General features: G+C 63.9%; 20 protein-coding genes. 15 read left to right on the top strand and 5 right to left on the bottom strand.

Features of this window, described 5'->3' with window-relative positions; genetic code table 11:
• The first annotated feature begins 2 nt into the window (after positions 1–2).
• The 5 genes from BUB23_RS02780 to BUB23_RS02760 all read left to right on the top strand — a co-directional run bounded on the left by BUB23_RS02780 (position 3) and on the right by BUB23_RS02760 (position 6,230).
• Positions 3–872 carry an ABC transporter permease gene (locus BUB23_RS02780; protein ID WP_073101517.1) on the top strand — a complete coding sequence of 290 codons (870 nt, stop codon included), beginning with the start codon at positions 3–5 and terminating at the stop codon, positions 870–872.
• The gene (locus BUB23_RS02775; RefSeq protein ID WP_425439514.1) at positions 869–1,918 is read left to right on the top strand and encodes an ABC transporter ATP-binding protein; all 1,050 of its coding nucleotides are present in this window, start codon (positions 869–871) and stop codon (positions 1,916–1,918) included. The genes BUB23_RS02780 and BUB23_RS02775 overlap by 4 nt, the downstream gene beginning before the upstream one ends.
• Positions 1,899–2,837, top strand: a complete 939-nt coding sequence (locus tag BUB23_RS02770) for an ABC transporter ATP-binding protein (protein ID WP_073101516.1) — start codon at positions 1,899–1,901, stop codon at positions 2,835–2,837. Before BUB23_RS02775 ends, BUB23_RS02770 begins: the two co-directional genes overlap by 20 nt.
• 61 nt (positions 2,838–2,898) lie before the next feature.
• A complete protein-coding gene (locus BUB23_RS02765; RefSeq protein ID WP_073101515.1) occupies positions 2,899–4,632 on the top strand; it encodes a hydantoinase B/oxoprolinase family protein in 1,734 nt (577 codons plus the stop codon).
• The gene (locus BUB23_RS02760) at positions 4,629–6,230 is read left to right on the top strand and encodes an ABC transporter substrate-binding protein (RefSeq protein ID WP_084135649.1); all 1,602 of its coding nucleotides are present in this window, start codon (positions 4,629–4,631) and stop codon (positions 6,228–6,230) included. Before BUB23_RS02765 ends, BUB23_RS02760 begins: the two co-directional genes overlap by 4 nt.
• Positions 6,231–6,304: 74 nt before the next feature.
• Here BUB23_RS02760 and BUB23_RS02755 read toward each other — a convergent pair whose 3' ends face one another.
• From BUB23_RS02755 to BUB23_RS02745, 3 genes are read right to left on the bottom strand one after another with little or no spacing between them, the layout of a single operon-like run.
• A complete protein-coding gene (locus BUB23_RS02755) occupies positions 6,305–7,885 on the bottom strand; it encodes a rhodanese-like domain-containing protein (protein ID WP_073101514.1) in 1,581 nt (526 codons plus the stop codon).
• Positions 7,869–8,111, bottom strand: a complete 243-nt coding sequence (locus BUB23_RS02750; protein WP_073101513.1) for a TOBE domain-containing protein — start codon at positions 8,109–8,111, stop codon at positions 7,869–7,871. The genes BUB23_RS02755 and BUB23_RS02750 overlap by 17 nt, the downstream gene beginning before the upstream one ends.
• 60 nt (positions 8,112–8,171) lie before the next feature.
• Positions 8,172–9,212 carry a succinylglutamate desuccinylase/aspartoacylase family protein gene (locus BUB23_RS02745; protein WP_073101512.1) on the bottom strand — a complete coding sequence of 347 codons (1,041 nt, stop codon included), beginning with the start codon at positions 9,210–9,212 and terminating at the stop codon, positions 8,172–8,174.
• A gap of 179 nt (positions 9,213–9,391) precedes the next feature.
• Here BUB23_RS02745 and BUB23_RS02740 point away from each other — a divergent pair, with 179 nt between their 5' ends.
• From BUB23_RS02740 to BUB23_RS02695, 10 genes are all read left to right on the top strand, one after another.
• Positions 9,392–10,231, top strand: coding sequence for a transporter substrate-binding domain-containing protein (locus BUB23_RS02740; RefSeq protein WP_073101511.1), 840 nt, complete (start codon positions 9,392–9,394; stop codon positions 10,229–10,231).
• A gap of 77 nt (positions 10,232–10,308) precedes the next feature.
• Positions 10,309–11,136, top strand: a complete 828-nt coding sequence (locus BUB23_RS02735; RefSeq protein WP_084135675.1) for a transporter substrate-binding domain-containing protein — start codon at positions 10,309–10,311, stop codon at positions 11,134–11,136.
• Between the two features lie 21 nt (positions 11,137–11,157).
• Positions 11,158–11,901, top strand: a complete 744-nt coding sequence (locus tag BUB23_RS02730) for an amino acid ABC transporter permease (protein WP_073101509.1) — start codon at positions 11,158–11,160, stop codon at positions 11,899–11,901.
• Positions 11,891–12,691 carry an amino acid ABC transporter permease gene (locus BUB23_RS02725; protein ID WP_073101508.1) on the top strand — a complete coding sequence of 267 codons (801 nt, stop codon included), beginning with the start codon at positions 11,891–11,893 and terminating at the stop codon, positions 12,689–12,691. Before BUB23_RS02730 ends, BUB23_RS02725 begins: the two co-directional genes overlap by 11 nt.
• Positions 12,678–13,535: an amino acid ABC transporter ATP-binding protein gene (locus tag BUB23_RS02720; RefSeq protein ID WP_073101507.1), complete on the top strand. Its 858-nt coding sequence runs from the start codon at positions 12,678–12,680 to the stop codon at positions 13,533–13,535. Before BUB23_RS02725 ends, BUB23_RS02720 begins: the two co-directional genes overlap by 14 nt.
• A gap of 36 nt (positions 13,536–13,571) precedes the next feature.
• Complete coding sequence (locus BUB23_RS02715; RefSeq protein WP_073101506.1) at positions 13,572–14,180, top strand: cysteine dioxygenase family protein; 609 nt, start codon at positions 13,572–13,574, stop codon at positions 14,178–14,180.
• Positions 14,181–14,225: 45 nt separating this feature from the next.
• The gene (gene metC / locus BUB23_RS02710) at positions 14,226–15,431 is read left to right on the top strand and encodes a cystathionine beta-lyase (protein ID WP_073101505.1); all 1,206 of its coding nucleotides are present in this window, start codon (positions 14,226–14,228) and stop codon (positions 15,429–15,431) included.
• Positions 15,428–16,414, top strand: coding sequence for a Bug family tripartite tricarboxylate transporter substrate binding protein (locus tag BUB23_RS02705; RefSeq protein WP_073101504.1), 987 nt, complete (start codon positions 15,428–15,430; stop codon positions 16,412–16,414). Before metC ends, BUB23_RS02705 begins: the two co-directional genes overlap by 4 nt.
• Positions 16,415–16,430: 16 nt before the next feature.
• Positions 16,431–16,892: a tripartite tricarboxylate transporter TctB family protein gene (locus BUB23_RS02700; RefSeq protein WP_073101656.1), complete on the top strand. Its 462-nt coding sequence runs from the start codon at positions 16,431–16,433 to the stop codon at positions 16,890–16,892.
• 18 nt (positions 16,893–16,910) lie between these two features.
• A complete protein-coding gene (locus BUB23_RS02695; RefSeq protein ID WP_073101503.1) occupies positions 16,911–18,416 on the top strand; it encodes a tripartite tricarboxylate transporter permease in 1,506 nt (501 codons plus the stop codon).
• A 25-nt stretch (positions 18,417–18,441) separates the two neighbouring features.
• On the opposite strand, the gene BUB23_RS02690 is transcribed toward BUB23_RS02695, so the two are convergent.
• Together BUB23_RS02690 and BUB23_RS02685 are read right to left on the bottom strand one after the other, a co-directional pair.
• Positions 18,442–20,061: a rhodanese-like domain-containing protein gene (locus tag BUB23_RS02690; protein ID WP_073101502.1), complete on the bottom strand. Its 1,620-nt coding sequence runs from the start codon at positions 20,059–20,061 to the stop codon at positions 18,442–18,444.
• Positions 20,062–20,173: 112 nt separating this feature from the next.
• Positions 20,174–21,109, bottom strand: a complete 936-nt coding sequence (locus BUB23_RS02685; RefSeq protein WP_073101501.1) for a CysB family HTH-type transcriptional regulator — start codon at positions 21,107–21,109, stop codon at positions 20,174–20,176.
• Positions 21,110–21,113 lie beyond the last annotated feature (4 nt).

Below are 21,113 nucleotides of genomic sequence, written 5' to 3'. Positions count from 1 at the left end.
TCGTGTCTGCCATCTCTATTCCGAAAATCAGCGGCGCCGGGCGCAGCGGCGGCGGCAGGGGCTTTGCCGGCAACATGAATGCCGTGGCCGGCCTGGCGCTGCTGGTTTTTTTCGTCTTTGTGGCGCTGGCCGCGGACTGGCTCGCCCCGGGCGACCCGCTTGATATGGTTGGCCCGGCGCTTCTGTGGCCCGGGCAGGATGCCGCCTTTCCCCTCGGCACGGATTCGATGGGGCGCGACATCCTCGCGGGCCTGGTGCATGGAGCGCGCGCGTCCCTGGCCGTGGGTGTGGCTTCAACCGCCATCGTATTGCTGATCGGCCTGCTGGTTGGGGCGGTGGGCGGCTATTTCGGGGGCTATATCGACGATGTGCTGAGCCGGCTTACCGTAATCTTCCAGACGATGCCCACCATGCTGCTCGTGATCGTGATCGTCGCGATTGCGGGTTCGTCGATAGGCGTCATCGCCCTGGCGATCGGGCTGGGTTCGTGGCCCACCATTGCCCGCCTGGTGCGGGCGCAATTCAGGTCATTGCGCGAGTCAGACCTCGTCATGGCGGCGCGCAGCCTGGGCTATTCGGACACACGCATTATTTTCCGCGAGATCCTGCCCAACGCGATGGCGCCGGTCGTCGTGACGGCCTCGGTCATGGTCGCGACTGCCATCCTGATCGAATCCGGGCTCTCCTTTCTTGGCATGGGCGACCCCAATATCGTTAGCTGGGGAATGATGATCGCCGACGGCCGAGAAATGCTGCGCACCGAGTGGTTTCTGACAGCCTTGCCCGGCGCGGCGGTTTCCTTGGCGGTCCTGTCTTTGAATTTGCTGGGCGATGGCTTGAACGACGCGCTGAATCCAAGGCAAAGCACATGATGACGCATATCGACAACGTGCTTGAAATCCGCGGGCTGCGCGTCGCGTTTGGCCAGACCGTTGCGGTACGTGGCCTGGACCTTTCCGTGCGTTCGGGTGAAACGCTGGCGCTGGTCGGCGAGTCGGGCAGCGGCAAATCGGCGACCGCGCTGGCGTTGATGCGATTGCTGCCGCAGGCCGCGCGCATTCAATCCGGGCAAGCGTTTTTTGGCGATATCGACCTTTTGCAGGCGGGCCAGGCCGCCTTGCGCAAGCTGCGCGGTAAAGCGCTGTCGATGATATTCCAGGAACCCATGACATCGCTGAACCCGGTCATGCCTATTGGCGAACAGATCGCGGAGGTATTGCGGCAGCATGAATCCTTGTCTCGCAAGCAAGCGCGGCAGCGGGCAACCGAACTGCTCGACCTGGTGCGGATCGCTGAACCGGACCGCCGCTACAAGGACTATGCGCACAATCTGTCGGGCGGCATGCGCCAGAGGGTGATGATAGCGATTGCCGTGGCCGGCAACCCCAGGCTGCTGATAGCCGATGAGCCCACTACGGCCCTCGATGTCACCATCCAGGCGCAGGTGCTCGATCTGATCGACCGCTTGCGGCGCGAATTGTCGATGGCCGTGCTTCTGATTACACACGACCTGAGTGTGGTGGCGCAATGGGCCGACCGTGTCGCCGTCATGTACGCGGGCGAGATTGTCGAGCAGGCTTCGGCTGTCAAGCTGTTCCACAAGCCGGGGGCCTTCCACCCGTATACGCGGGGCCTTCTGAAGTCGACGATCTCCGATGCGCCCGGCAGCCATTATCGCAATGCGCCGCTATATGAAATTCCGGGCGTGGCTGCCTCGGCGGTCGATGAGTCCGGATGCCGGTTTGCTCCTCGTTGCGCGCTTGCGCTTGATTCATGCCGCAAGACGCCGCCATTGCCGGAGTTGATTTCTCCCGGCCACCTCGTTTCATGCCCTGTCGTGCAGCCGCGCAAGCATCAGAATTCATCGCCTTCATCCGCCGTTACTCATGGGAATCACGATGCCTTTGCTTTGCGTTGACAACCTTCACGTCCGGTACGCTTCGGGCGGCAAGATCCTGCGAACGGTCGATGGCGTGTCGTTGCGCATCGAAAAGGGAGAAACAGTTGGCCTGGTGGGCGAGTCGGGCTGCGGGAAAACCACCCTGGGCCGCAGCCTGCTGCGCCTGGTCCCTTCTTCCGAGGGGGAAATCCGGGTGGACGACGTAGACATCAGCCGTTTCAATGCCAAGGCAATGCGGCCTTATCGCAAGCGTCTGCAGATGGTTTTCCAGGACCCCGGCGGTTCGCTCAATCCCAGGCAGACCATTCTGACTCTGCTCGATACCGCCCTGAAAGCCAACGGATTTCCATCGCGCGGCGAGCGCCGCGAACTGGCGCGCGACATCATCGTCCGCGTAGGGCTGGCCGAAAGCGCTCTCGATCGCCGCCCGCATGAGTTCTCCGGCGGGCAGCGCCAGCGGATCGCCATCGCGCGCGCCCTCGTTCTCAGACCCGAACTGATTGTTTGCGATGAGCCTGTGTCGGCGCTCGATGTGTCGATCCAGGCCCAAATCCTGAATCTGCTCCTGCGGGTCAAGCGCGAGCTGAATTTGTCATATCTGTTCATTTCGCATGACTTGTCAGTGGTCCGCTATTTTTGCGACCGAGTGATGGTGATGTATCTCGGGCGTGTTGTGGAAAGCGCAGACGTCCATGTGTTGTGGCGCGAACCCTGCCACCCCTATACCCGCGCCCTGATCGAAGCCGTCCCGAGCACCGACCTGGCGAGGCGCAGGCTCGGGACCAGCATCAAGGGCGATTTGCAAAGCGTTGCGGAGCAGCCGCAGGGATGCCGTTTTCTATCGCGGTGTCCGCAGGCTGCCGAACGCTGCGCGTGGGAGAGTCCTGCGCTGCGCCCGGTCGCTGAAAACCAATACGTGGCATGTCATTTTGCCTAGGCTGGCCGGCGCGGCAATGGTCTCTTTCACTCCATAGCTATTATTTTTTTCAGGAACTGTCATGAGCAATCCACTTGTTTCGAGTCACGAATTCCTGCGCAAGCAGGTCATGTGGACCCGCCTGCTCTCGGTGGTAGAGGAGCAGGCGCAAGTATTGATGCGAACGGCATTCGGCACGTCGACCCGCGAGGCGGGCGATTTGTCCGCCGGCATTTTCCTGCCGGATGGCAGGATGATAGCCCAGGCGGTTACCGGCACTCCGGGCCATGTCAATTCGATGGCCGAGTCGGTCAAGCATTTTCTTGACGCCTTCCCGGCCAGCGGCATGAAGGGCGGCGATGTCTACCTGACCAACGATCCATGGAAGGCGACAGGCCATCTGTTCGATATGACGATGGTCACGCCGGTTGTGGTGCAGGGCCGCGTCCTCGCGCTGTTTGCATCGACGCTGCATGTCGTCGATGTGGGCGGCATAGGGTCCAGTTCGGATGGGCTGGAAATCTATCACGAGGGGCTGTTCCTGCCGATCCTGCGCTTCATCCGCCAAGGCGAGGTCGATGCCGGGGTGCTGGCCATCGTGCGGGCGAACGTGCGCGAGCCGGAACAGGTGGAAGGCGATCTTTTCGCCCTGGTGGCCTGCAACGAAGTCGGCGGCCGACGTTTGCTCACCATGCTTGATGAATTCAGCCTGGCCTCGCTGGAGGACCTGGGCGGTTTCATTATCGAACGCTCTGCGGCCGCGATGGTGCAGGCTCTGAAAGAGTGGCGCCACGGCACATACTCTAGCAGCATGGTGATAGACGGATACGACGAACCCATTGAATTGCGGGCATCGGTAAGCATCGGGGCGGAGGGCATAGATGTCGATTTCGCAGGCACCTCGCCTTCGGTGGCGCGCGGCATCAATGTGCCCAAGGCTTATACCGACGCTTACACATCATTCGGTATCCGCTGCCTGATAGGCCAGGATATTCCCAACAACGCAGGCTCGCTGGACCCCATCAGTATCCGGGCTCCGGAGGGCAGCATCGTGCATGCCTTGCATCCGTCGCCAGTGACGGCGCGCCACGTTATCGGGCAAATGCTGCCGGACGTCATGTTCGGGGCGCTGCGCCAGGCGCGGCCTGACCGCGTGCCGGCGGAAGGGTCGTCTTCCTTGTGGAATATTCATTTAGTTGGCGGGACACCCATCGCCGACGGTCCCAACCGGGATCTGCTGCGGGGGCCGCGATTCAATGTCACGAGCTTTTCGACTGGCGGCACGGGAGCCCGCCCCCGCAAGGATGGGCTTTCCACCACTTCCTGCCCGAGCGGGGTGCGCAATGTTTCCCTGGAGGTTCTCGAAACCCTCAGCCCCCTGCTTTTTCTGCGCAAGGAATTCCGTACGGATTCTGGCGGCATCGGCGAGCTGCGCGGCGGGCTGGGCCAGACCATCGAAGTCCGGCACGCCGACCCTTCGGCCGCAATGATCGTGGCCGCCGCGTTCGACCGTATCCGCTTTCCCGCGCGCGGCGCCCTGGGGGGTGGTCCCGGAGCGCCCGGGAACTTGCTTCTGGGCTCGGGCGCGGTTCTGAAAGGCAAAGGCCGCCAGGTAGTCCCCGCCGGGGACTACCTGATCGTCCAGACGCCCGGCGGGGGAGGCCTCGGCAGCCCGGCCCTGCGGGACCCGCTGCGCCTGGCCAGCGACCGGAATAAAGGGCTGGTCAGCGCGGCGGGCGCTGCAAGCTACGGGGCCGCCGGCGCCGAAGATTCATCCGATGTTCCAACCAATGACCTGGAGAGTGCCTCCGTATGATTTCTTTCATCCATTTTCATAAAATGATGGGCCGGGCAATAGGCGCGGGCCTATTCCTTGCCGTATCGGCGGCGATGGCGTCGACACCCCCGCAAGGAGGGACGCTGACGCTTTTGCTGACGGGCGAACCGACTACGCTGGTGTCGGTCGCCAACACCGCGACGCCGTCGTTGAGCGTTAGCGCCAAGGTAACCGAAGGCTTGCTCAAATACGGCTACGATCTCAGCCCCCAGCCACAGTTGGCAACGGCATGGGAAGTGGCACCGGATGGAAAAACGTATACATTCAAGCTGCGCCAGGGGGTCAAGTGGCACGACGGCAAAGCGTTCACAGCCGAAGACGTCGCTTTTTCGATAGGCCTGGCCAAGACGGTACACCCGCGCGGCCGAAGCACTTTCGCCAACGTAACCGCGGTTGAAACGCCTGACCCGTATACGGTGATCTTGCGGCTTTCCAAGCCAGCCCCTTACTTGATCAAGGCATTCGTGGCCACTGAAACGCCTATCGTGCCCAAGCACATATATGAGGGCACCGACGCGCTGGGCAACCCGAATGGCAATGCGCCCATCGGCACCGGGCCATTCAAGTTCAAGGAGTGGGTGCGGGGCAGTCACATTGTTTACGAGCGCAACGCGCAATACTGGGACCAGCCCAAACCCTACATCGACCGCTTGATCGTGCGGTTCATAAGCGACCCTGCAGGCGCTGCCATTGCGTTCGAAAGCGGCGCGGTCGATCTGGGCTATCGCACGCCGGTGCCGCTGTCCGACCTGAAACGATTGCAGGACGTGCCCACGCTGGCATTCGAGACCAAGGGCAACAGCTATTCGTACAACGTCACCCGCCTTGAATTCAATCTGGACAATCAATACTTCAAAAATGCCAAAGTGCGCCAGGCCGTAGCGCACGCCATCGATCGCAACGTGATAGTCAAAACCGTCAACTACGGCTATGGCAGTGTCAGCTATTCTCCCATTGCGCCCGGGCTGGCTTCCTATCACGATCCGGCGCCCACGCCGTATCCGTACGATGTCAAAAAAGCCAATGAGCTATTGGACGAAGCGGGCTACCCGCGCAATGGGCAGGGGACGCGGTTCGCCGTGGTGCTCGATTTCAATCCCATCGGACAGGATGGCCCGCGTCTTGCCGACTACCTGCGCTCGGCGCTGCGGCGAATCGGCATCAATGTAAGCGTGCGATCGCAGGACGCGGCTGCTTTCATCAAGCGCATCTATACCGATAGGGATTTCGCGTTCACGACGAACGGAGCGAGCAATCTGTTCGACCCGACGGTGGGCGTGCAGCGTTTGTACTGGTCGAAGAATTTCATTAAAGGCGTTCCCTTCTCTAACGGCACGCACTATGCAAATCCGAAGGTGGATCAGTTGCTCGAAGATGCGGCGGTCGAGAATGACGCGGACAAACGCATTGCCTTGTTCAAGGAATTCCAGCAGATCGTGGCAAACGAGATTCCCGATCTGAACCTCTACCAGCCGGAATTCATCACCATCGCGAACAAGCGTGTGCGCGACCACTCCCTGACCGCGGATGGCGTGGAATCGAATCTCGCGGATGTGTATCTGGCGGGCGATAAATAGCCAGGGGCAGCCTTGCCCCTGGCTATTTCGAGAACTCGAAAACGCACAGCTGGGCTGTGCGCAATGCCCCGGATTCAGCGGCGGGCGGCAGGCCCGGAAGCGGCTTCGAATGCCGCCAGTTCGCCCGCGGAGCATTGGTCCAGCAAGCCTGTTTCCCATTCCAGGTAGCGCCGCGCAGCCTCCAGGTTGCCCTCATGCCTGTCATGGGTGAAAAACAGGAAATCGATCGCTTCGGCGTCGGCGGGTTCCGAAGAGGACGATACCTCGGGCCGCCCGAGCTGCCGCCAGGTCGACCAGCGCGTCCATGCCAGTTCTGGAATGGCATTCTCGCGCAGGTCGATGGCGGCTGCCCGGGCGGCGCCGGCATCGTCGGCAATCAGGACGACGGACCGCGCGTCGGGCGTGAGCGCGCGGTCCAGGCGCGGCCGTATGGCCCATGCCGCGCTGGGATCATGGCCGCGGCGAAATTCCTGGCTGGGGCGCAGATCCAGCAGCGCGGGCTGCGCTTCAAGGCGGCGCCGCAAATCATGGAGCTGCAATTCCTGCAGGCCGGGCAATTGCGGGCCGGCCGCTCGTGTAATGGCGAGGCCGGCCCGCAGCCCCTCCTGCACGGCGGCGGCTTCGAATCCCAGGCGCTTGAGCCAATGCGCGATGACCACGGCGCGGCCATCGCCGTCATCCAGGAGCAATATACGGCTGTTGCGCACCCAGACATGCAGATCCGCAGCCTGTATCAGTTGGCCGCCGGGAACATGAATGGCGCCGGCCAGGCTGCCCGCCGCGTATTCTTCATGCGTCCGGATGTCGAATACATAGGTGTTGCGGTCTTGCTCGTCCAGCCATTGCTGGGCCTGCGATGCGCCTAGCGTAGCGACCCGCCAGCGCGCGGCCAGGCCTTCGACGCGCCTGGCGGCAAGCTCCCGGCCGTCGCCCCGGGTGAGCGCGGGCAGTGTCCGCCGGCTGCCGTGTTCGAGATCGAATCCGGCCAGGCGCCAGCCCTGGGTTCCGTCCTCCAGGGCGAGCACGGGATTAGGCACGCCGAGTTCGATCAGGGTTTGGGCGCCGATGATGCTGCGCGTGCGGCCGGCGCAGTGCACGACAATAGTCGTGCCGGCGTCGGGCAGCAAGGCATCGATGCGCGCGGCCAGCTCGCCATTGGGCACGGGCGTGGCGCCGGGTATGGTCATTCTGCCGTGCTCTTCGAGGGTGCGCCCGTCGACCAGGACGAAGGGCTCGCCGGCGCCGCGGCGGCGGAAAAATTCCTGCGCCGAGATGGACGGCGTGTGGCTGCTTTGCTCGATGAACTCGCCGAATGTCTTCGACGGCAGGTTGACCCCCTGGAAAAGCGTGTGGCCCGCCGCCCGCCAGCCCGGCGCGCCATTCTCGAGCACAGCGGCATTGGTGTAGCCCGAATCCCGCAGGCGTCGTTGCGCGCGCATGGCCAGGCCGTCATTGTCGTCCAGCAGGACGATGCGTGTATTCAGGCGCGGCACGCGGGCCGCTATGTCGAGTTCCAGGCGGCTATAGGGGGCATTGACGGCAAAGAAGGGATGGCCTTCGCCATACTGGCCATGCTCGCGCACGTCCAGCAAGGCAATTTCCTTGCCGTCGGCCAGCCAGGCCGCAAGAACGGCTGCATCAATCGCGCCTGTCATTGCCCGGTCCTTGCAGCGTCGCGATCGAGACTTCAGTGGACTTGATCAGGGCCACGACTTCGCGCCCGGGGGCCAATCCCAGCTCTTTGACCGATCTGGTGGTGATAACGGAAGTGATGATGCCGCCCGCCGTTTCCACATCGACTTCCGATACGACGGGGCCCTCGACGATTTCCTTGATGACGCCGCGGAACTGGTTGCGTACGTTGATGGCTTGAATGCTCATGGTGGATTCCTTTGGATGGAGAGTGTTGGAAGAGGCCGGGGAGCGGGCCCGGATGAGGGATCAATCGAGCTGCGGTCCGGGGCGGGCGTGGGCGAGCTGGAAAAGGCAGTCCCCGCGCCGCGCCCGCGCCGGCACACGTTTGCAGATGACCTGCCCCGCGCCCGCGAAATAATAGGCGGCCGGCTCGCGCTGCGGGTTTTCGGGGTCGTGGAGCAGGGCGGCCGCCTGTCCCGCGGCCACTGACGCTCCCAGCTCCACCAGCGGTTCGAAGATGCCGTCGCCGAGCGCATAGACATGATGCGAATCGCCATCGATACGCATCAGCCGTGTGAGCGCGGGCGGCCCGCCCGACCCGGCCAGCGGGCCGGCGCGGAGCACGCCCACTTCCGCCAGCAGGCTGTTCACGCTTTGCCAGGCGGATTGCAGCACGGCCGGCGTGACCATGCCGGCTCCGCCCAGTTCCGCCAGAAATGCCACGGAGCCCTGGCGCCGCGCGGCCGCGCCTATGGTTACCGGATTGGGCGCGGCCCGCAGGCAGGCCCGATCCAGCCCGAAGGCCTTTATCCAGCGGAATATGCGCAGGGCTTCCGCTTCGTCGCGGGGCTCCGCCGTCATCAGCGTGGAGCCGTGATAAAGCAGGGAGCTGCCGCCCGAGTGCAGATCGACGATCAGATCGCTGCGGGGCGCCAGCGCGTTCTCGATATAGTGCGCGATGACATTGGTCGGCCCGCCGGAGGGGTCGCCGGGAAAGCTGCGGTTCAGATTGCCGTCATCCAGCGGCGATGTGCGCAGCCCGGCCAGGGCGGCCGGGTAATTGGCCATGGGCAACAGTATCAATTGCCCGTTCAGCATGTCGGGTTCGATTTCGCGCATGAGCCGCGAGACGATGATCTGCCCTTCATATTCATCGCCGTGGTTGCCCGCCATGATCACCACGGTAGGTCCGCTGCCCCGCCTGATGGATGCGACGGGGAAGGGCAGCCAGCCGTATGCGGAGCGGTGCACTGAATGGGGTATGCGCAAGAAGCCATGGAACTTGCCCTCGGCGTCGAAATCCACTTCGCTGACGACGGGCGTGGCCAGGCGTGCGAGATCACTCATGATGCTCCATTCTCAATATCAAAGCAGTGAGCCTACGCAAACAGGATGGCTTTCTTAACGAATATTTCCGGCTATGGATATGAAAAAAATAACTCATAAGCACAGGCGTTTTTCTTCCTTAGAAAAAACGGCGGCCGCCTGTAGAGTAGTCCGATTCACTCTTTCGGCCTTGTTCCTCCATGTCCTGGAAAAAAAGCAATCTCCCCGCCGCAATGCTGGCCGCCGGCATTGCAAGCCTGTCTTTCATGCACGCAGCGCTGGCGGACCCCACCCTGGACCGCATCAAGCAGCGCCACAAGATCGCCGTGGGCATTGGCCTGACGGGCGAAGCATTCGGCACATTGGATCCCGCCACGCAGGAACCCATAGGCTATCAGGTCGACCTGGCCAGGGACCTGGCCCGCAGGCTGGGCGTGGACCTGGACATTGTCCCGGTGGCTACGCCTAACCGCATCCAATTCCTGCAGTCGGGCAAAGTCGATTTGCTGATGTCCAGCCTGGTGTGGACCGAAGAGCGCAGCAGGCTGCTGGGCCTGGTCCCCACGCCCTACTACCATACCGGCGGCGTTGCCTTGACGCGCAAGGACAGCGGCATTCATGAGCTCGAGGACCTGCGCGGCAAGCCGGTATGCATGTCCCAGGGCAGTTCATTCGCAAGGCCCTTGACGGTCGATTATGGAATTGTGGTCAAGGGCTACCGGACCATCGCCGAATCCGTCCTGGCGCTGCGCGGAGGCACGTGTGTCGCCGCGGTGCACGCCAGTTCGGCGCTGAGTCCGCAGCTTTCCGGCAAGGACCCCGCCTGGAGCGATTATCACGCGCCCATCACCCAGATCGATCCGTCGGCCTGGGTGGCCGCGGCGCGCAGGGAAGACAGCGACACGATCGCGGCGGTCGATGCGGTGATCCAGGAGTGGCACCGCAATGGTTTCTTGATCGCGACTGAAGCCAAATACCATATCGAGCCCAAGGCCCAGGCGCTGGTCGAGCTTCACGACAAATATTCCCGCGCCCGCTAGAAAATCCCGGGCCTGTCCTTGCGAGCCGTGGCGCAAGAGGCCCTCCGTCATCACTGTATGGAAGATTCGACATGAAAATGCCTGTTAAATATTATCTCGGCCGGCTGGCTTTATTCGGCGCGGCCGCGCTGCTGTCCCTGCCCGCGCTTGCGGATGCCACGCTGAACAAGGTCAAGGAGCGCGGCGCCCTGATCGTCGGCGTGACCGTCAACGGCAGCCATTTCGGCAGAGTGGATCCGGCGACCCGCAAGTACCAGGGGTTCAACGTGGATCTGGCGGCGCAGATCGCCAAGGAACTGGGCGTGGCGCTGGAAGTCGTGGAGGTGCAGCCTTCCACGCGGGTACAGTTCCTGCAGACCGGGAAAGTCGACATCCTGATCGCCAACATGGAGCTGACCAAAGAGCGCAGCGAAATCCTGAACCATGTCCCCACCTCTTATTACTGGGTGGGCGGCACCGCGCTGTTCCGCAAGGACAGCGGCATCAGCAAATGGGAAGACTTGCGCGGCAAGCCAGTGTGCCTGTCGCAGGGCAGCAATTACGCGCGCCCGCTGGCCACCGAGTATGGCGCAATTCCCAAGGGGTTCAAAGGCTCGTCGGAGTCGCTGCTGGCCCTGCGCGGCAATAACTGCGTGGCGGCCGTCCACGACGGCATCCTGATCAATCCCCTGCTGCGCGACAACGCCGAGTGGAAGGATTACAGCGCCTTGCCGAACGAACTGATCCCGTCTCCCTCGGTCATCTGGGCGCGCAAAGGCGAGGACGACACGGTCAAGGCCATCGACCAGATTGTGCAGGGCTGGCATCGCAGGGGATGGCTGATCGAGACCGAGAAAAGCAACAATATCCTGCCGCCGTCGCCCGCTTTGGTGGAGTTGCATGAAAAATTCAAGAACGGCTCCTGAGCGCCGGAGAGACAGTCTTCCATGATAGATATGTTCCTGAATGGCGCGCTGGCGCTGGGCGCGCGTCTGGGCCTCGACTACAGTTTTCTGCTCGATGCCTATGACCGCAATATTTTTGTCGAGGGCGCCGCGACGACGGTAGTGATCGCCGTGCTGTCCATGGCCGGCAGCCTGCTGGTGGGCGTGGTGGTGGCCGCCATGCTGACCCGGGGCCGCTGGCTGCGGGCGCCGGCGCGGGCCTTGGTGGAGGTGCTGCGCAACACGCCCACCCTGGTGCAGCTGTATTGCGCCTTTCTGGTCTTCAATATGCTCGTCACCCAGGCATTGAAGGAATATGGCATCGACAATCCCTTGAGCCCGTTCCTGTGGGTGGTGGTCGTGCTGTCCGTGCACAAGGGAGTCTTTCACGCCGAGGCGCTGCGGGCGGGCATCGAGGCGGTCCCGGCGGCGACCCTGGATGCGGCGCGGTCGCTGGGCTTCAGCCGGCACGATTTATTGTGGCGGGTCGAGCTGCCGCTGGCGCTGCGTTTCGCCCTGCCGTCGCTGGTCAACAACCTGATAGACCTCGTCAAAGGATCCGCGGTCGCCTCCGCGGTCGCGGTGGGCGACATCACTTACGCGTCCATCATGATCTGGACCAATCGCGACAATGTGCTCGAACTCATGATCCTGATCCTGCTGTTCTTCGGCGCGCTCACTTTCGCCGTCAATCAAACGGGCCGCTGGCTGGAAGAGCGCTTGAGGATGCCCGGCTATGGCCAGTGACCAGAACATCCTGGCGCTGCCCGCGCGGGCGCCGGGGTCTGCCATCGTCAGGCGCCTGGTCTTCTGGGCCTGCCTGGCCGCGCTCCTGGCCCTGGGCTGGTCGGCATTGTCGATCGAAACGCGCCGGTCCCTGCTATTGTGGGCGCCGGCGCTCGCCAGCGGGTTCGGGCTGAATATCGCGATCAGCGTCCTGGCCATCGCCCTGGGTACGATAGGCGGTTTGATGATAGGCGCGCTCGGCGTGTCGACTGCCCGCTGCCTGAGGGCGGCGGCCCATGTGTACGTGCAGTTCTTCAGGAACGCGCCATGGCTGGTGCTGATCTATTTCGCCACTTATGTCTTCCCCTTCGAGATCGCCGTGGGCCCGTGGACCGTGCCTTTTCCGGACTGGCTGAAAGTGACCCTGGGCCTGGCGCTGCCTGCCAGCGCCAACGTCGCGGAGATCTTCCGCGGCGCGCTGGCGGGCATCCCCAGCACGCAATGGGAAGCGGCCCGCTCGCTGGCCATGACGCGCGGCCAGATTCTGCGCTGGATCATCGTGCCGCAGTGCTTGCGGCGCATGCTGCCGCCCTGGATGAACCTGTACGCCATCGTCACGATGGGAACGGCGCTGGCCTCGCTGGTGGGCACGCACGACTTGCTGGACATGGCCCAACTGGCCAGCAATACGGTCAGCCGCAGCGAGTTCACGGTGCTGATCTACCTGACGGTGCTGCTGGTGTTCTTTCTTTACTGCTACCCCATTTCGCGCTTGACGCAAATACTGGAGCGCTCTTATGGCCACGCTTGATTCCGCCGTCGCAGGGGCGCCCGATATCCCACAGGTCAGCCTGCGCAATGTCCACCTGTCCTTCGGCAGCAATGAGGTCCTCAAGGGAATAGACCTCGACGTCGGGCGGGGGAGGGCCGTTTCCATCATCGGTCCATCCGGTTCCGGGAAGTCCACCATTCTGCGCTGCCTGACCGGCTTGCTGACTCCGCAGGGCGGCGCCATTACCGTCAGCGGCACGCGCGTGGACCTGCTGCGCGCCGAGCCGGAAAGAATCGAACTGCGCAAGCGGGTCGGTTTCGTCTTCCAGCAATACAACCTCTTTCCGCACTTGACGGTGCTGCAGAATCTGGTGGTCGCTCCGCTGCGCGTATTGGGCCGCGATCGCGCCGGGGCGGAATCGGATGCGCGCCGGCTGCTGCAGCGCGTGCGCCTGGAAGACAAGATCCACGCCTATCCCGGGGAACTCTCGGGAGGCCAGCAGCAGCGGGTTGCGATCGCCCGCGCCCTGGCCATGCACCCGGAATTGATACTGTTCGACGAGGTCACTTCGGCGCTGGATCCCGAAACCGTGGGCGAAGTGCTCACAGTCATCCGCGAATTGGTCGACGAGGGCATGACCTGCGTGCTGGTGACTCATGAAATGCAGTTCGCCGAGGAAATCAGCGACGAAGTGTATTTCACCGAGGCCGGGCGCATCGTCGAGCACGGTCCGGCCCGCCAACTGTTCCGCTCGCCGGCCAGCGACCGCACGCGCGCGTTCCTGGCGCGGGCGCTGAACAATCCCGGCAAGGGCGAGGCCTCGGCCCCGCTCCATCCCTACGACCGGCAACAGGCCCTGCGTCTGAAGCTGTTCGCCGTCTAACGTTTGTTGCGGTTCATCTTTTATCAGGAGCATTCCATGAGTCTTGCTGCCACTCGCCAATTGGCCATTACCGAAACCATAGACCAGATACTGGGGATCCAAGCGGCGCAGGGGATTACCCGGGCATCGCTGGCCCGGATCGCCACGGCGCTTGCCGCGCTGGCCGATCGCGAGGAATTGTTTTCGTTCGCGGATTTTCCCGCGCCGGCTGGCGGCGGCGCCGACGCTTCATCGCGTTATGAGCTGTATCGCCAGGCCGGCGACGGCGCGACGCTGTATCTGAATTCCCTCAATCCCGGCAAGAATACCGTGCCGCACAACCATACGACATGGGCGGTGATCGTGGCGGTGCGCGGCGTCGAACTCAACCGCGTATATGCGCGGGTCGATGACGGCAGCAAGCCGGAATACGCCAGCCTGGCCCTGGAACGGGAGGTGAGCGTCGCCCCGGGCACCTCCATCCAGTTCCTGGGCGACGACATTCACAGCATACACGTCCAGGGCGATCAGCCCATCCTGCACTTCCACCTTTATGGCAGGCCGCTGGAAACGCTGAGCGGGCGCATCGGCATCGATCCGGATACCGGAAAGATCGTGCATTACAACAAGGTCCATTTTTCGCCCTCTATTGTGGCGACCGCCTGAACACCATCCCTTTATTGGCGGCGCGCAAGCGCTGCCTGGCGAGCCATGAACCATCATTACGACACACGCCTGCTGCAGGCCGGCAAACCCGATTTCTTCCAGGGCACCGCGCCCGTGAATGTGCCGGTGGTGCGCACCAGCACCGTGCGCTACCAATCTACGCAGGTCCAGCGCGAGCTGCATGAGCGGCGCGACAACGGCGAAGAGGTCGCGTCTTATGGCCGGCACGGCACCGACACGCACCGCGCGCTGGAACAGGCGTTCAATACGCTGGAAGGCGGGCATCGCACATTCCTGACCCCGTCCGGCCTGAGCGCGATCGCCACGACACTCCTGGCGCTGCTGTCGCCCGGCGAACATGCGCTGGTGGCTGACAGCGTCTATTCGCCGCTGCGGCGGATCGAGGCCCGGCTGCTTGAACGCCTGAACATCACGCTGACCTATTTTTCGCCGGCCCGCGACGATATCTCCACCTTGGCGCGTCCCAATACCCGCCTGCTGTATCTCGAGTCGCCCAGCTCGCTGCTGTTCGAGGTGCTGGACCTGCCGGCGCTGGCCGCGGCGGGCCGCGCCCTGGGCCTGACCGTAGTGGCCGACAATACGTGGGGCGCCGGCTACCTCTATCATCCGCTGCAGCTGGGCGCGCATGTGTCCGTGCATGCCGCCACCAAGTATATAGGCGGGCACTCGGACTTGATGATGGGGGCTATCGTCGTCGCCGATGCGAGCCGCGCGGAAAGCCTTGCGCTGGCTTACGATACGCTGGGGCTGGCCGTCAGCGCGGACGATGCCTACCTCGCCTTGCGCGGTCTGCGCTCTTTGCCTGTGCGCCTGGCCCAGCACGGGCGCAATGCCCTGGCCGTGGCGCGGCATCTGCAGGCCCATGCGGAAGTCGCCAAGGTGTTCCATCCGGCATTGCCCGAGGATCCCGGGCATGCCTTGTGGCGCAGGGATTTCAGCGGCGCGAATGGACTGTTGTCCATCGAGTTTTCGCGTTTCGGCGCCGCGGCGGCCGACGCCTTCATCAACGCCTTGACCTTGTTCGGCATCGGCGCTTCATGGGGCGGCTACGAGAGCCTGGTGCTTGCGGCGGCCCCCGGCCGGCTCGCCGAACATAGCTACTGGCAAGGCACCCGTCCGGTGGTGCGCCTGCACATCGGGCTGGAAGATCCCGATGACCTGATCGCGGACCTGGACCAGGCGCTGGCCGCGGCCAGCCGGCAGGAAATTGATTCATGGAGCCAACGATGAAGCGGCGTATCTTGTTACAGGCGGGTCTGGCGGGACTGTTCGCGCCGGCCCTGGCCGCCAGGGCGGCCGCCGGCGATCCGCCGCCATCGTTTCCCGTCCGGAATGTCCGGCTGGTCGTGCCGGTCGCGGCCGGCGGCAGTTCGGACAAGCTGGCGCGCACCCTGGCGCAGCGCTTGTCCGAACTGTGGGGGCACACGGTCGTGGTGGAGAACCTGCCTGGCGCCAGCAGCGCGATAGGCAACGGCCACGTGGCGCGTTCAGTTCCTGACGGCTACACCTTGTTGCTGGGCGGCGATTCCCTGTCCCTGGGCGCGGTGCAGGGTAAGCTGCTATCCTACGACCCGACGAAAGATTTCACCGGCATCACCAAAGCGGTCGTCAACCCGCAGCTGCTGGCCGTCGGCGCGTCTTCAGGCATAAAGACCTTCCAGGAGTTTGTCGCGCTCGCCAAAAGCAGGCCGAACAAAGTGACGCTCGGCCTGCCCAGTGGTCTAGGCAGCCTGCAGCATCTGGCCGTGGAACTGCTGGGGCAGCGCGTGGGCATCCGCCTCAACAACATTCCTTATCCGGGGGGAGGCCCCGCGATGCTGGACGTGCTCGGCGGCCATATCGATTCCACCCTGATTACTTTGGCTGCGGCGACGCAGAATGTGCGCGCGGGCAAGCTGGTGGCGCTCGCCGTGACCACCTCCTACCGCTCCGACGCATTGCCGGAAGTGCCCACCTTGCAGGAACTGGGCCTGGATGGCTATGCGATCGAAAGCTGGCAGGGCATAGTCGCGCCCGCCGGCACGCCGCAAGCCATCGTGGACAAGATCCATCGCGATACGGTATCCGTCCTGCGCCAGGACAAGGTTGCGTCGCAGCTTGAAGGGCTGGGCTTCAAGATCGCCGCGAGCACGCCGCAGGAAGTCAATGACACCATAATCCGCGATATCGGGATTTATAAAAAAATCGCCGCGGACGCCGGCATCACTCTCTGACGGCGGGGATATGGCGATACGCATACGCAGTCCCAGGGATTTCGCGGTCGGCCTGGTCTACATCGCGACAGGCGCCGCGTTTTCCTTCGCGTCGGCCCAATACGAGATGGGTACGCCGGATCACATGGGGCCTGGCTATTTCCCTTTCTGGCTGGGCATCGTGCTGGTCCTGCTGGGGGCGACGATAGTCCTCCGGACGCTGCGTCCGAATGCGGGCGCGGCGGCGCTGGCGCCATGGGATTGGCGCCTGCTTTTGTGGACGGTGGGTTCGGTCGCGCTGTTCGGCGCGGCATTGAAGCCGCTGGGCCTGGTGCTCGCCTTGCTGCTCCTGGTGATGCTGTCCAGCCTGGCCAGCCGCGAATTCACCTGGCGCGGCGCGCTGCTCAACGCGGTAGTGCTGGCCGCCCTGAATCTGGGCGTGTTTGTGTACGGCCTCGATCTTCCCCTTCCGGTATGGCCCAGCTGGGCCGCCGGTTAATTTTCGTATCGGATTTTTATGGAATGGCTCGACAATCTGGCCCTGGGATTTTCGGTGGCGCTTTCCTGGCAAAGCCTGAGCTATGCGCTGATCGGCTGCCTGGTGGGCACGCTGATCGGCATCCTGCCGGGCCTGGGGCCGGTGCCTACCATCGCAATGCTGTTGCCCGTCACCTATGGCTTGCCGCCGACGGCGGCTTTGATCATGCTGGCCAGCATCTATTATGGCGCCCAGTACGGCGGCTCCACCACAGCCATCCTGTTGAAGCTGCCGGGCGAGTCCTCATCGGCGGTGACGGTGATCGACGGGCACGCCATGGCCCGCAAGGGCCGCGCGGGCGCCGCATTGGCTGCCGCGGCGATAGGCTCATTCGTCGCGGGCAGCGTGGGCATACTCTTGCTGGCGGGGCTGGCCATACCCCTGACGGAGGTCGCGTTCCGCTTCGGCCCCGCGGAATATTTTTCCCTGATGCTGCTGGGCCTGGTGGGTTCCATCGCCCTGTCGCCCGACTCCATCGACAAGTCGCTGGGCCTCATGGTGATCGGACTGCTGTTGAGCCTGGTCGGCACCGACATCAATTCCGGAGCGGTCCGCTTCGCCGCCGGGGCGGCGGACTTGATGGACGGGATAGAAATGACGGCCCTGGCCATGGGGGTGTTCGGCATCGCCGAAATCGCCGCCAATCTTGAAACACGGAAAGCTTCGCAGAGCCCGGTGGCGCTGGCGAAAGTATCGGGCTTATGGCCCAGCCGCATCGAGTTGCGGCGCATGGCGCCCGCCATCGCCCGGGGCACCGCGATCGGCTCGCTGCTCGGCGTGCTGCCCGGCGCGGGGGTCACCATCGCCTCGTTCGCCGCTTACACCCTGGAGAAGAAATTTTCCCGGCATGCGCATGAAATGGGCTCCGGCGCGATAGAAGGCGTGGCGGGACCGGAGTCGGCCAATAACGCGGCGGCCCAGACCAATTTCGTCTCCTTGCTGACCCTGGGCATTCCAGGCAGTCCGACGATGGCGCTGATGCTGGGAGCGATGGTCATTCACAATATCCAGCCCGGTCCGCAAGTCATCTCCAGCCATCCGGAGATCTTCTGGGGCCTGATCGCTTCGATGTGGATCGGAAACTTGATGCTGCTGGTATTGAATCTGCCGCTGGTGGGCGTCTGGGTCAAGCTGTTGAGCGTCCCCTACCGTTTTCTGTTTCCGGCTATCCTGGTTTTCTGCTCGGTGGGCGCATTTTCGGTGCGCGGCTCGATATTCGACGTCTATCTGCTGGCCGCGTTCGGGGTATTCGGCTATGGCCTGGTCAAGCTGGCGCTGTCGCCGGTGCCGTTGTTGCTGGGTTTTGTGCTCGGCCCCATGCTGGAAGCCAGCTTCCGCCGGACGCTGATGGTGTCGGGGGGCGATTTCAGCGTGTTTTTCACCCGCTCGCTGTCGTTGGCATTGCTGGCGCTGGCCCTCGCGCTTGTCATTGTTGCCATCCTGCCCGGCATCCGGAACCGCCGGGCCGTGGCGCTCGCGGAATGACCCGAAAAAACCCCGGCCTGTGCGATCAGGCTATCAGCCTTATATCCGGGCTTCCCTCGCGGTCCAGTTGCGCCACCAGGCCCAGTTCCCAGTCCAGATAATCCAGGAAGCCCTGATCGCGCGCTTGCTGGTCGGCGTAGTTGTAGGGGCTGATATTGCGGTCGTCGTCGCCCGTCAGCACGCCGTCGGCGCCGCTGCCGGTGGGCAGCCCCGCAGCCGCCCAGGCATGGGTGCCGCCGGTCGCCGCCCTGGCGTCGCGGCCGGTCTGCCAGCCCAGTTCGGCGGCGACGGCCTGCGCCAGCACGCCATCCGCGCTGAACAGCACGATGGTGGTGTCGCGATTTTCGGGCAGGAATTCGGGCAAGCGCTCCGGAGTGGAGAAACGCGCGCCCTGGGCATGCCGCCGTTCATAGGCGGCGCGGTATTCGATGTCGAACAGCACGGCTTTTCCGGTCCGGGCCAGCGCCAGCGCCGCCTGGGCGGAAATTTGCGGCGCCGGCGGGCGGTAGCGATGCGTGCGTATGGGCTCGGCGCCGGTCTCCAGCACGGACGGCTGGCTGGGCTGATACAGGAAAACCTCCACAGCGCCCAATTGCGCCAGCCATGCTGCGGTCGTCAGCGCGCGCACGCCATCCCAGTCGGCCAGGACGACGCGGGCGCGGCGCGTCGCCAGGTATTCGTCCGTGGCTTGCACCAGTTGCCCGCCCGGCGCCCAGCGCCAGCCCGGCAGGTGCCCGGCCAGGTATTCCTCGCGGCTGCGGATATCGAATCGATACAGCGTGGTCTGTTCCTGTTCCGCTTCGAATCGCCGCAGCTCCTCGTCGCTGATATGGCGGACGCCGGCTTTGCGCGCCACGCGGCCGGCCTGCCCGCGGGCGGCCAGCAGCGCCGGCCCGCCGGGCTCGGCAAGCGCCGCGGGGCGCCCGTAGGCCAATTCGCGGCCTGACAACAGCCATGCCATGGTGCCGTTCTTGAGCGATACGACGGGGTTCGGGATACCGGCATCGATCAGGGTCTGGGCGCCGACTATGCTGCGGGTGCGCCCCGCGCAATTGACCACGACCAGCGTTTCCGGATCGGGAGCGATATTGCCGATGCGATAGACCAATTCCGCGCCCGGCAGGCTATGGGCGAAAGGCAGGCTGAAATTCCGGAATTCCTCGGGTGTGCGGCTGTCGACGACGACCAGATTGTCGCCGCGCTCGATGCGGGCCTGCAGTTCGTCCGCGTCTATCCACGGCGTATGTTTTTGATGTTCGATGACTTCGCCGAAGGCTTTGCCGGGTATGTTGGTGCCGGTGAAGATTTCCAGGCCGGCGGCCTGCCAGGCGTCGATCCCGCCGGCCAGGACGGCGATATTGCTCCATCCGAGGCGGGTCAGCTTGGCCGCGGCGGGCTGCGCCAGGGATTCGTCGTCGTCGATCAGCACGATGCGTGTATCGCGGCGCGGCACAAGACGGTCCACGAGAATTTCCAGCCGCCACAGCGGGGCGGGCACGCCATACAGAATGCCGCGCCGGGCGATGCGGCCGGCTTCCCGCACGTCCAGCACGGCGATTTCCTGCCCGTCGCGCAGGGCGGCGCGCAGGCCGGATGGCGTCAGGTATTCAGCGGCGGAGGTTGGGCTTGCGAGGGAAGGGCTCATTGTGGTCTTCAAGTCATCAAGTCGATAAAGCTTGAGGCTACGGTGTGGGCGGCGGCGCATCAACGCAGATTTTCTTCTATCGATATGCGTTTTGCGCCGCGGGCAGGTGGCGCTAGTCCTCGTCCCGGCTCCCCATGGCGGCTTCGACGACATCCCGCGTCAGGGTCGGCACGAACATTTCGATCAGGTGGTAGGCATAGCCGCGCAGCCAGGCTCCCCTGCGCATGGCCAGCCTGGTCAGATTCACCTCGAACAGATGGCGGGCGTCGATGCCATGCAGGCGGGTGTCGCGTTCGCCGTCCCAGGCGATAGACGCCACTATGCCCACCCCCATCTCCAGTTCGACATAGGTCTTGATGACGTCCGCATCCATGGCGGTCATGATGATGTCGGGCTTGATGCCGGCGCGGGCGAAGGCTTCGTCGATATGCGAACGGCCGGTATAGCCCTGGCCATACGTGATGATAGGGTGCCTGGCCAGGTCCTCCAGGCTCAGCGGCGCCTGTTGCGCGGCCAGGGGGTGATGCGCAGGAACGATGACGGCGTGGCTCCAGCGGTAGCAGGGCAGGTTCACCAGGCCGGCGCAATTGGCCAGCACTTCGGTCGCCACGCCCAGGTCGGCCTCGCCTTGCAGCAGCATATCGGCGACCTGGCGGGGAGAGCCCTGGTGCAGGTTCAGGCTGACAGAGGGGTATTGCTTGCGGAATTCCTTGATGACTTGCGGCAAGGCATAGCGCGCCTGCGAGTGCGTGGCCGCGATGGTGAGCTCGCCCTTCTTGCTGTCGACGAACTCGGCGCCCGCATAACGGATGTTGTCGGCGTACTGGAGGATTTTTTCGGCCAGGGGCAGGATGGCTTCCCCTGGCGGCGTCAGGCCGGTCAGGCGCTTGCCCGAGCGCACGAATATTTCCACGCCGAGTTCGTCTTCCAGCTCGCGTATCTGCCTGCTGACGCCAGGTTGCGAGGTATGCAGGCTTTCAGACACCTCGGTCAGGTTGAAATTGCAGCGTACGGCTTCGCGCAGGGCTTTCAGTTGCTGGAAATTCATGCGG

The organism is Pollutimonas bauzanensis (genome assembly GCF_900129885.1).
In the GTDB taxonomy this organism is placed as follows: Bacteria; Pseudomonadota; Gammaproteobacteria; order Burkholderiales; family Burkholderiaceae_B; genus Pollutimonas; species Pollutimonas bauzanensis.
This window is presented reverse-complemented; position numbering and strand designations above follow the sequence as displayed.

Bases quoted from the DNA above. Each gene is read 5' to 3' on its own strand.
- BUB23_RS02730 (WP_073101509.1), top strand. From the start codon at position 11,158: ATGATAGATATGTTCCTGAATGGCGCGCTGGCGCTGGGCGCGCGTCTG.
- BUB23_RS02725 (WP_073101508.1), top strand. From the start codon at position 11,891: ATGGCCAGTGACCAGAACATCCTGGCGCTGCCCGCGCGGGCGCCGGGG.
- BUB23_RS02685 (WP_073101501.1), bottom strand. From the start codon at position 21,109: ATGAATTTCCAGCAACTGAAAGCCCTGCGCGAAGCCGTACGCTGCAAT.
- BUB23_RS02715 (WP_073101506.1), top strand. From the start codon at position 13,572: ATGAGTCTTGCTGCCACTCGCCAATTGGCCATTACCGAAACCATAGAC.
- BUB23_RS02740 (WP_073101511.1), top strand. From the start codon at position 9,392: ATGTCCTGGAAAAAAAGCAATCTCCCCGCCGCAATGCTGGCCGCCGGC.
- BUB23_RS02755 (WP_073101514.1), bottom strand. From the start codon at position 7,885: ATGACAGGCGCGATTGATGCAGCCGTTCTTGCGGCCTGGCTGGCCGAC.
- BUB23_RS02720 (WP_073101507.1), top strand. From the start codon at position 12,678: ATGGCCACGCTTGATTCCGCCGTCGCAGGGGCGCCCGATATCCCACAG.
- BUB23_RS02760 (WP_084135649.1), top strand. From the start codon at position 4,629: ATGATTTCTTTCATCCATTTTCATAAAATGATGGGCCGGGCAATAGGC.
- BUB23_RS02735 (WP_084135675.1), top strand. From the start codon at position 10,309: ATGCCTGTTAAATATTATCTCGGCCGGCTGGCTTTATTCGGCGCGGCC.
- BUB23_RS02765 (WP_073101515.1), top strand. From the start codon at position 2,899: ATGAGCAATCCACTTGTTTCGAGTCACGAATTCCTGCGCAAGCAGGTC.
- BUB23_RS02705 (WP_073101504.1), top strand. From the start codon at position 15,428: ATGAAGCGGCGTATCTTGTTACAGGCGGGTCTGGCGGGACTGTTCGCG.
- BUB23_RS02695 (WP_073101503.1), top strand. From the start codon at position 16,911: ATGGAATGGCTCGACAATCTGGCCCTGGGATTTTCGGTGGCGCTTTCC.
- metC (WP_073101505.1), top strand. From the start codon at position 14,226: ATGAACCATCATTACGACACACGCCTGCTGCAGGCCGGCAAACCCGAT.
- BUB23_RS02770 (WP_073101516.1), top strand. From the start codon at position 1,899: ATGCCTTTGCTTTGCGTTGACAACCTTCACGTCCGGTACGCTTCGGGC.
- BUB23_RS02750 (WP_073101513.1), bottom strand. From the start codon at position 8,111: ATGAGCATTCAAGCCATCAACGTACGCAACCAGTTCCGCGGCGTCATC.
- BUB23_RS02775 (WP_425439514.1), top strand. From the start codon at position 869: ATGATGACGCATATCGACAACGTGCTTGAAATCCGCGGGCTGCGCGTC.
- BUB23_RS02690 (WP_073101502.1), bottom strand. From the start codon at position 20,061: ATGAGCCCTTCCCTCGCAAGCCCAACCTCCGCCGCTGAATACCTGACG.
- BUB23_RS02745 (WP_073101512.1), bottom strand. From the start codon at position 9,212: ATGAGTGATCTCGCACGCCTGGCCACGCCCGTCGTCAGCGAAGTGGAT.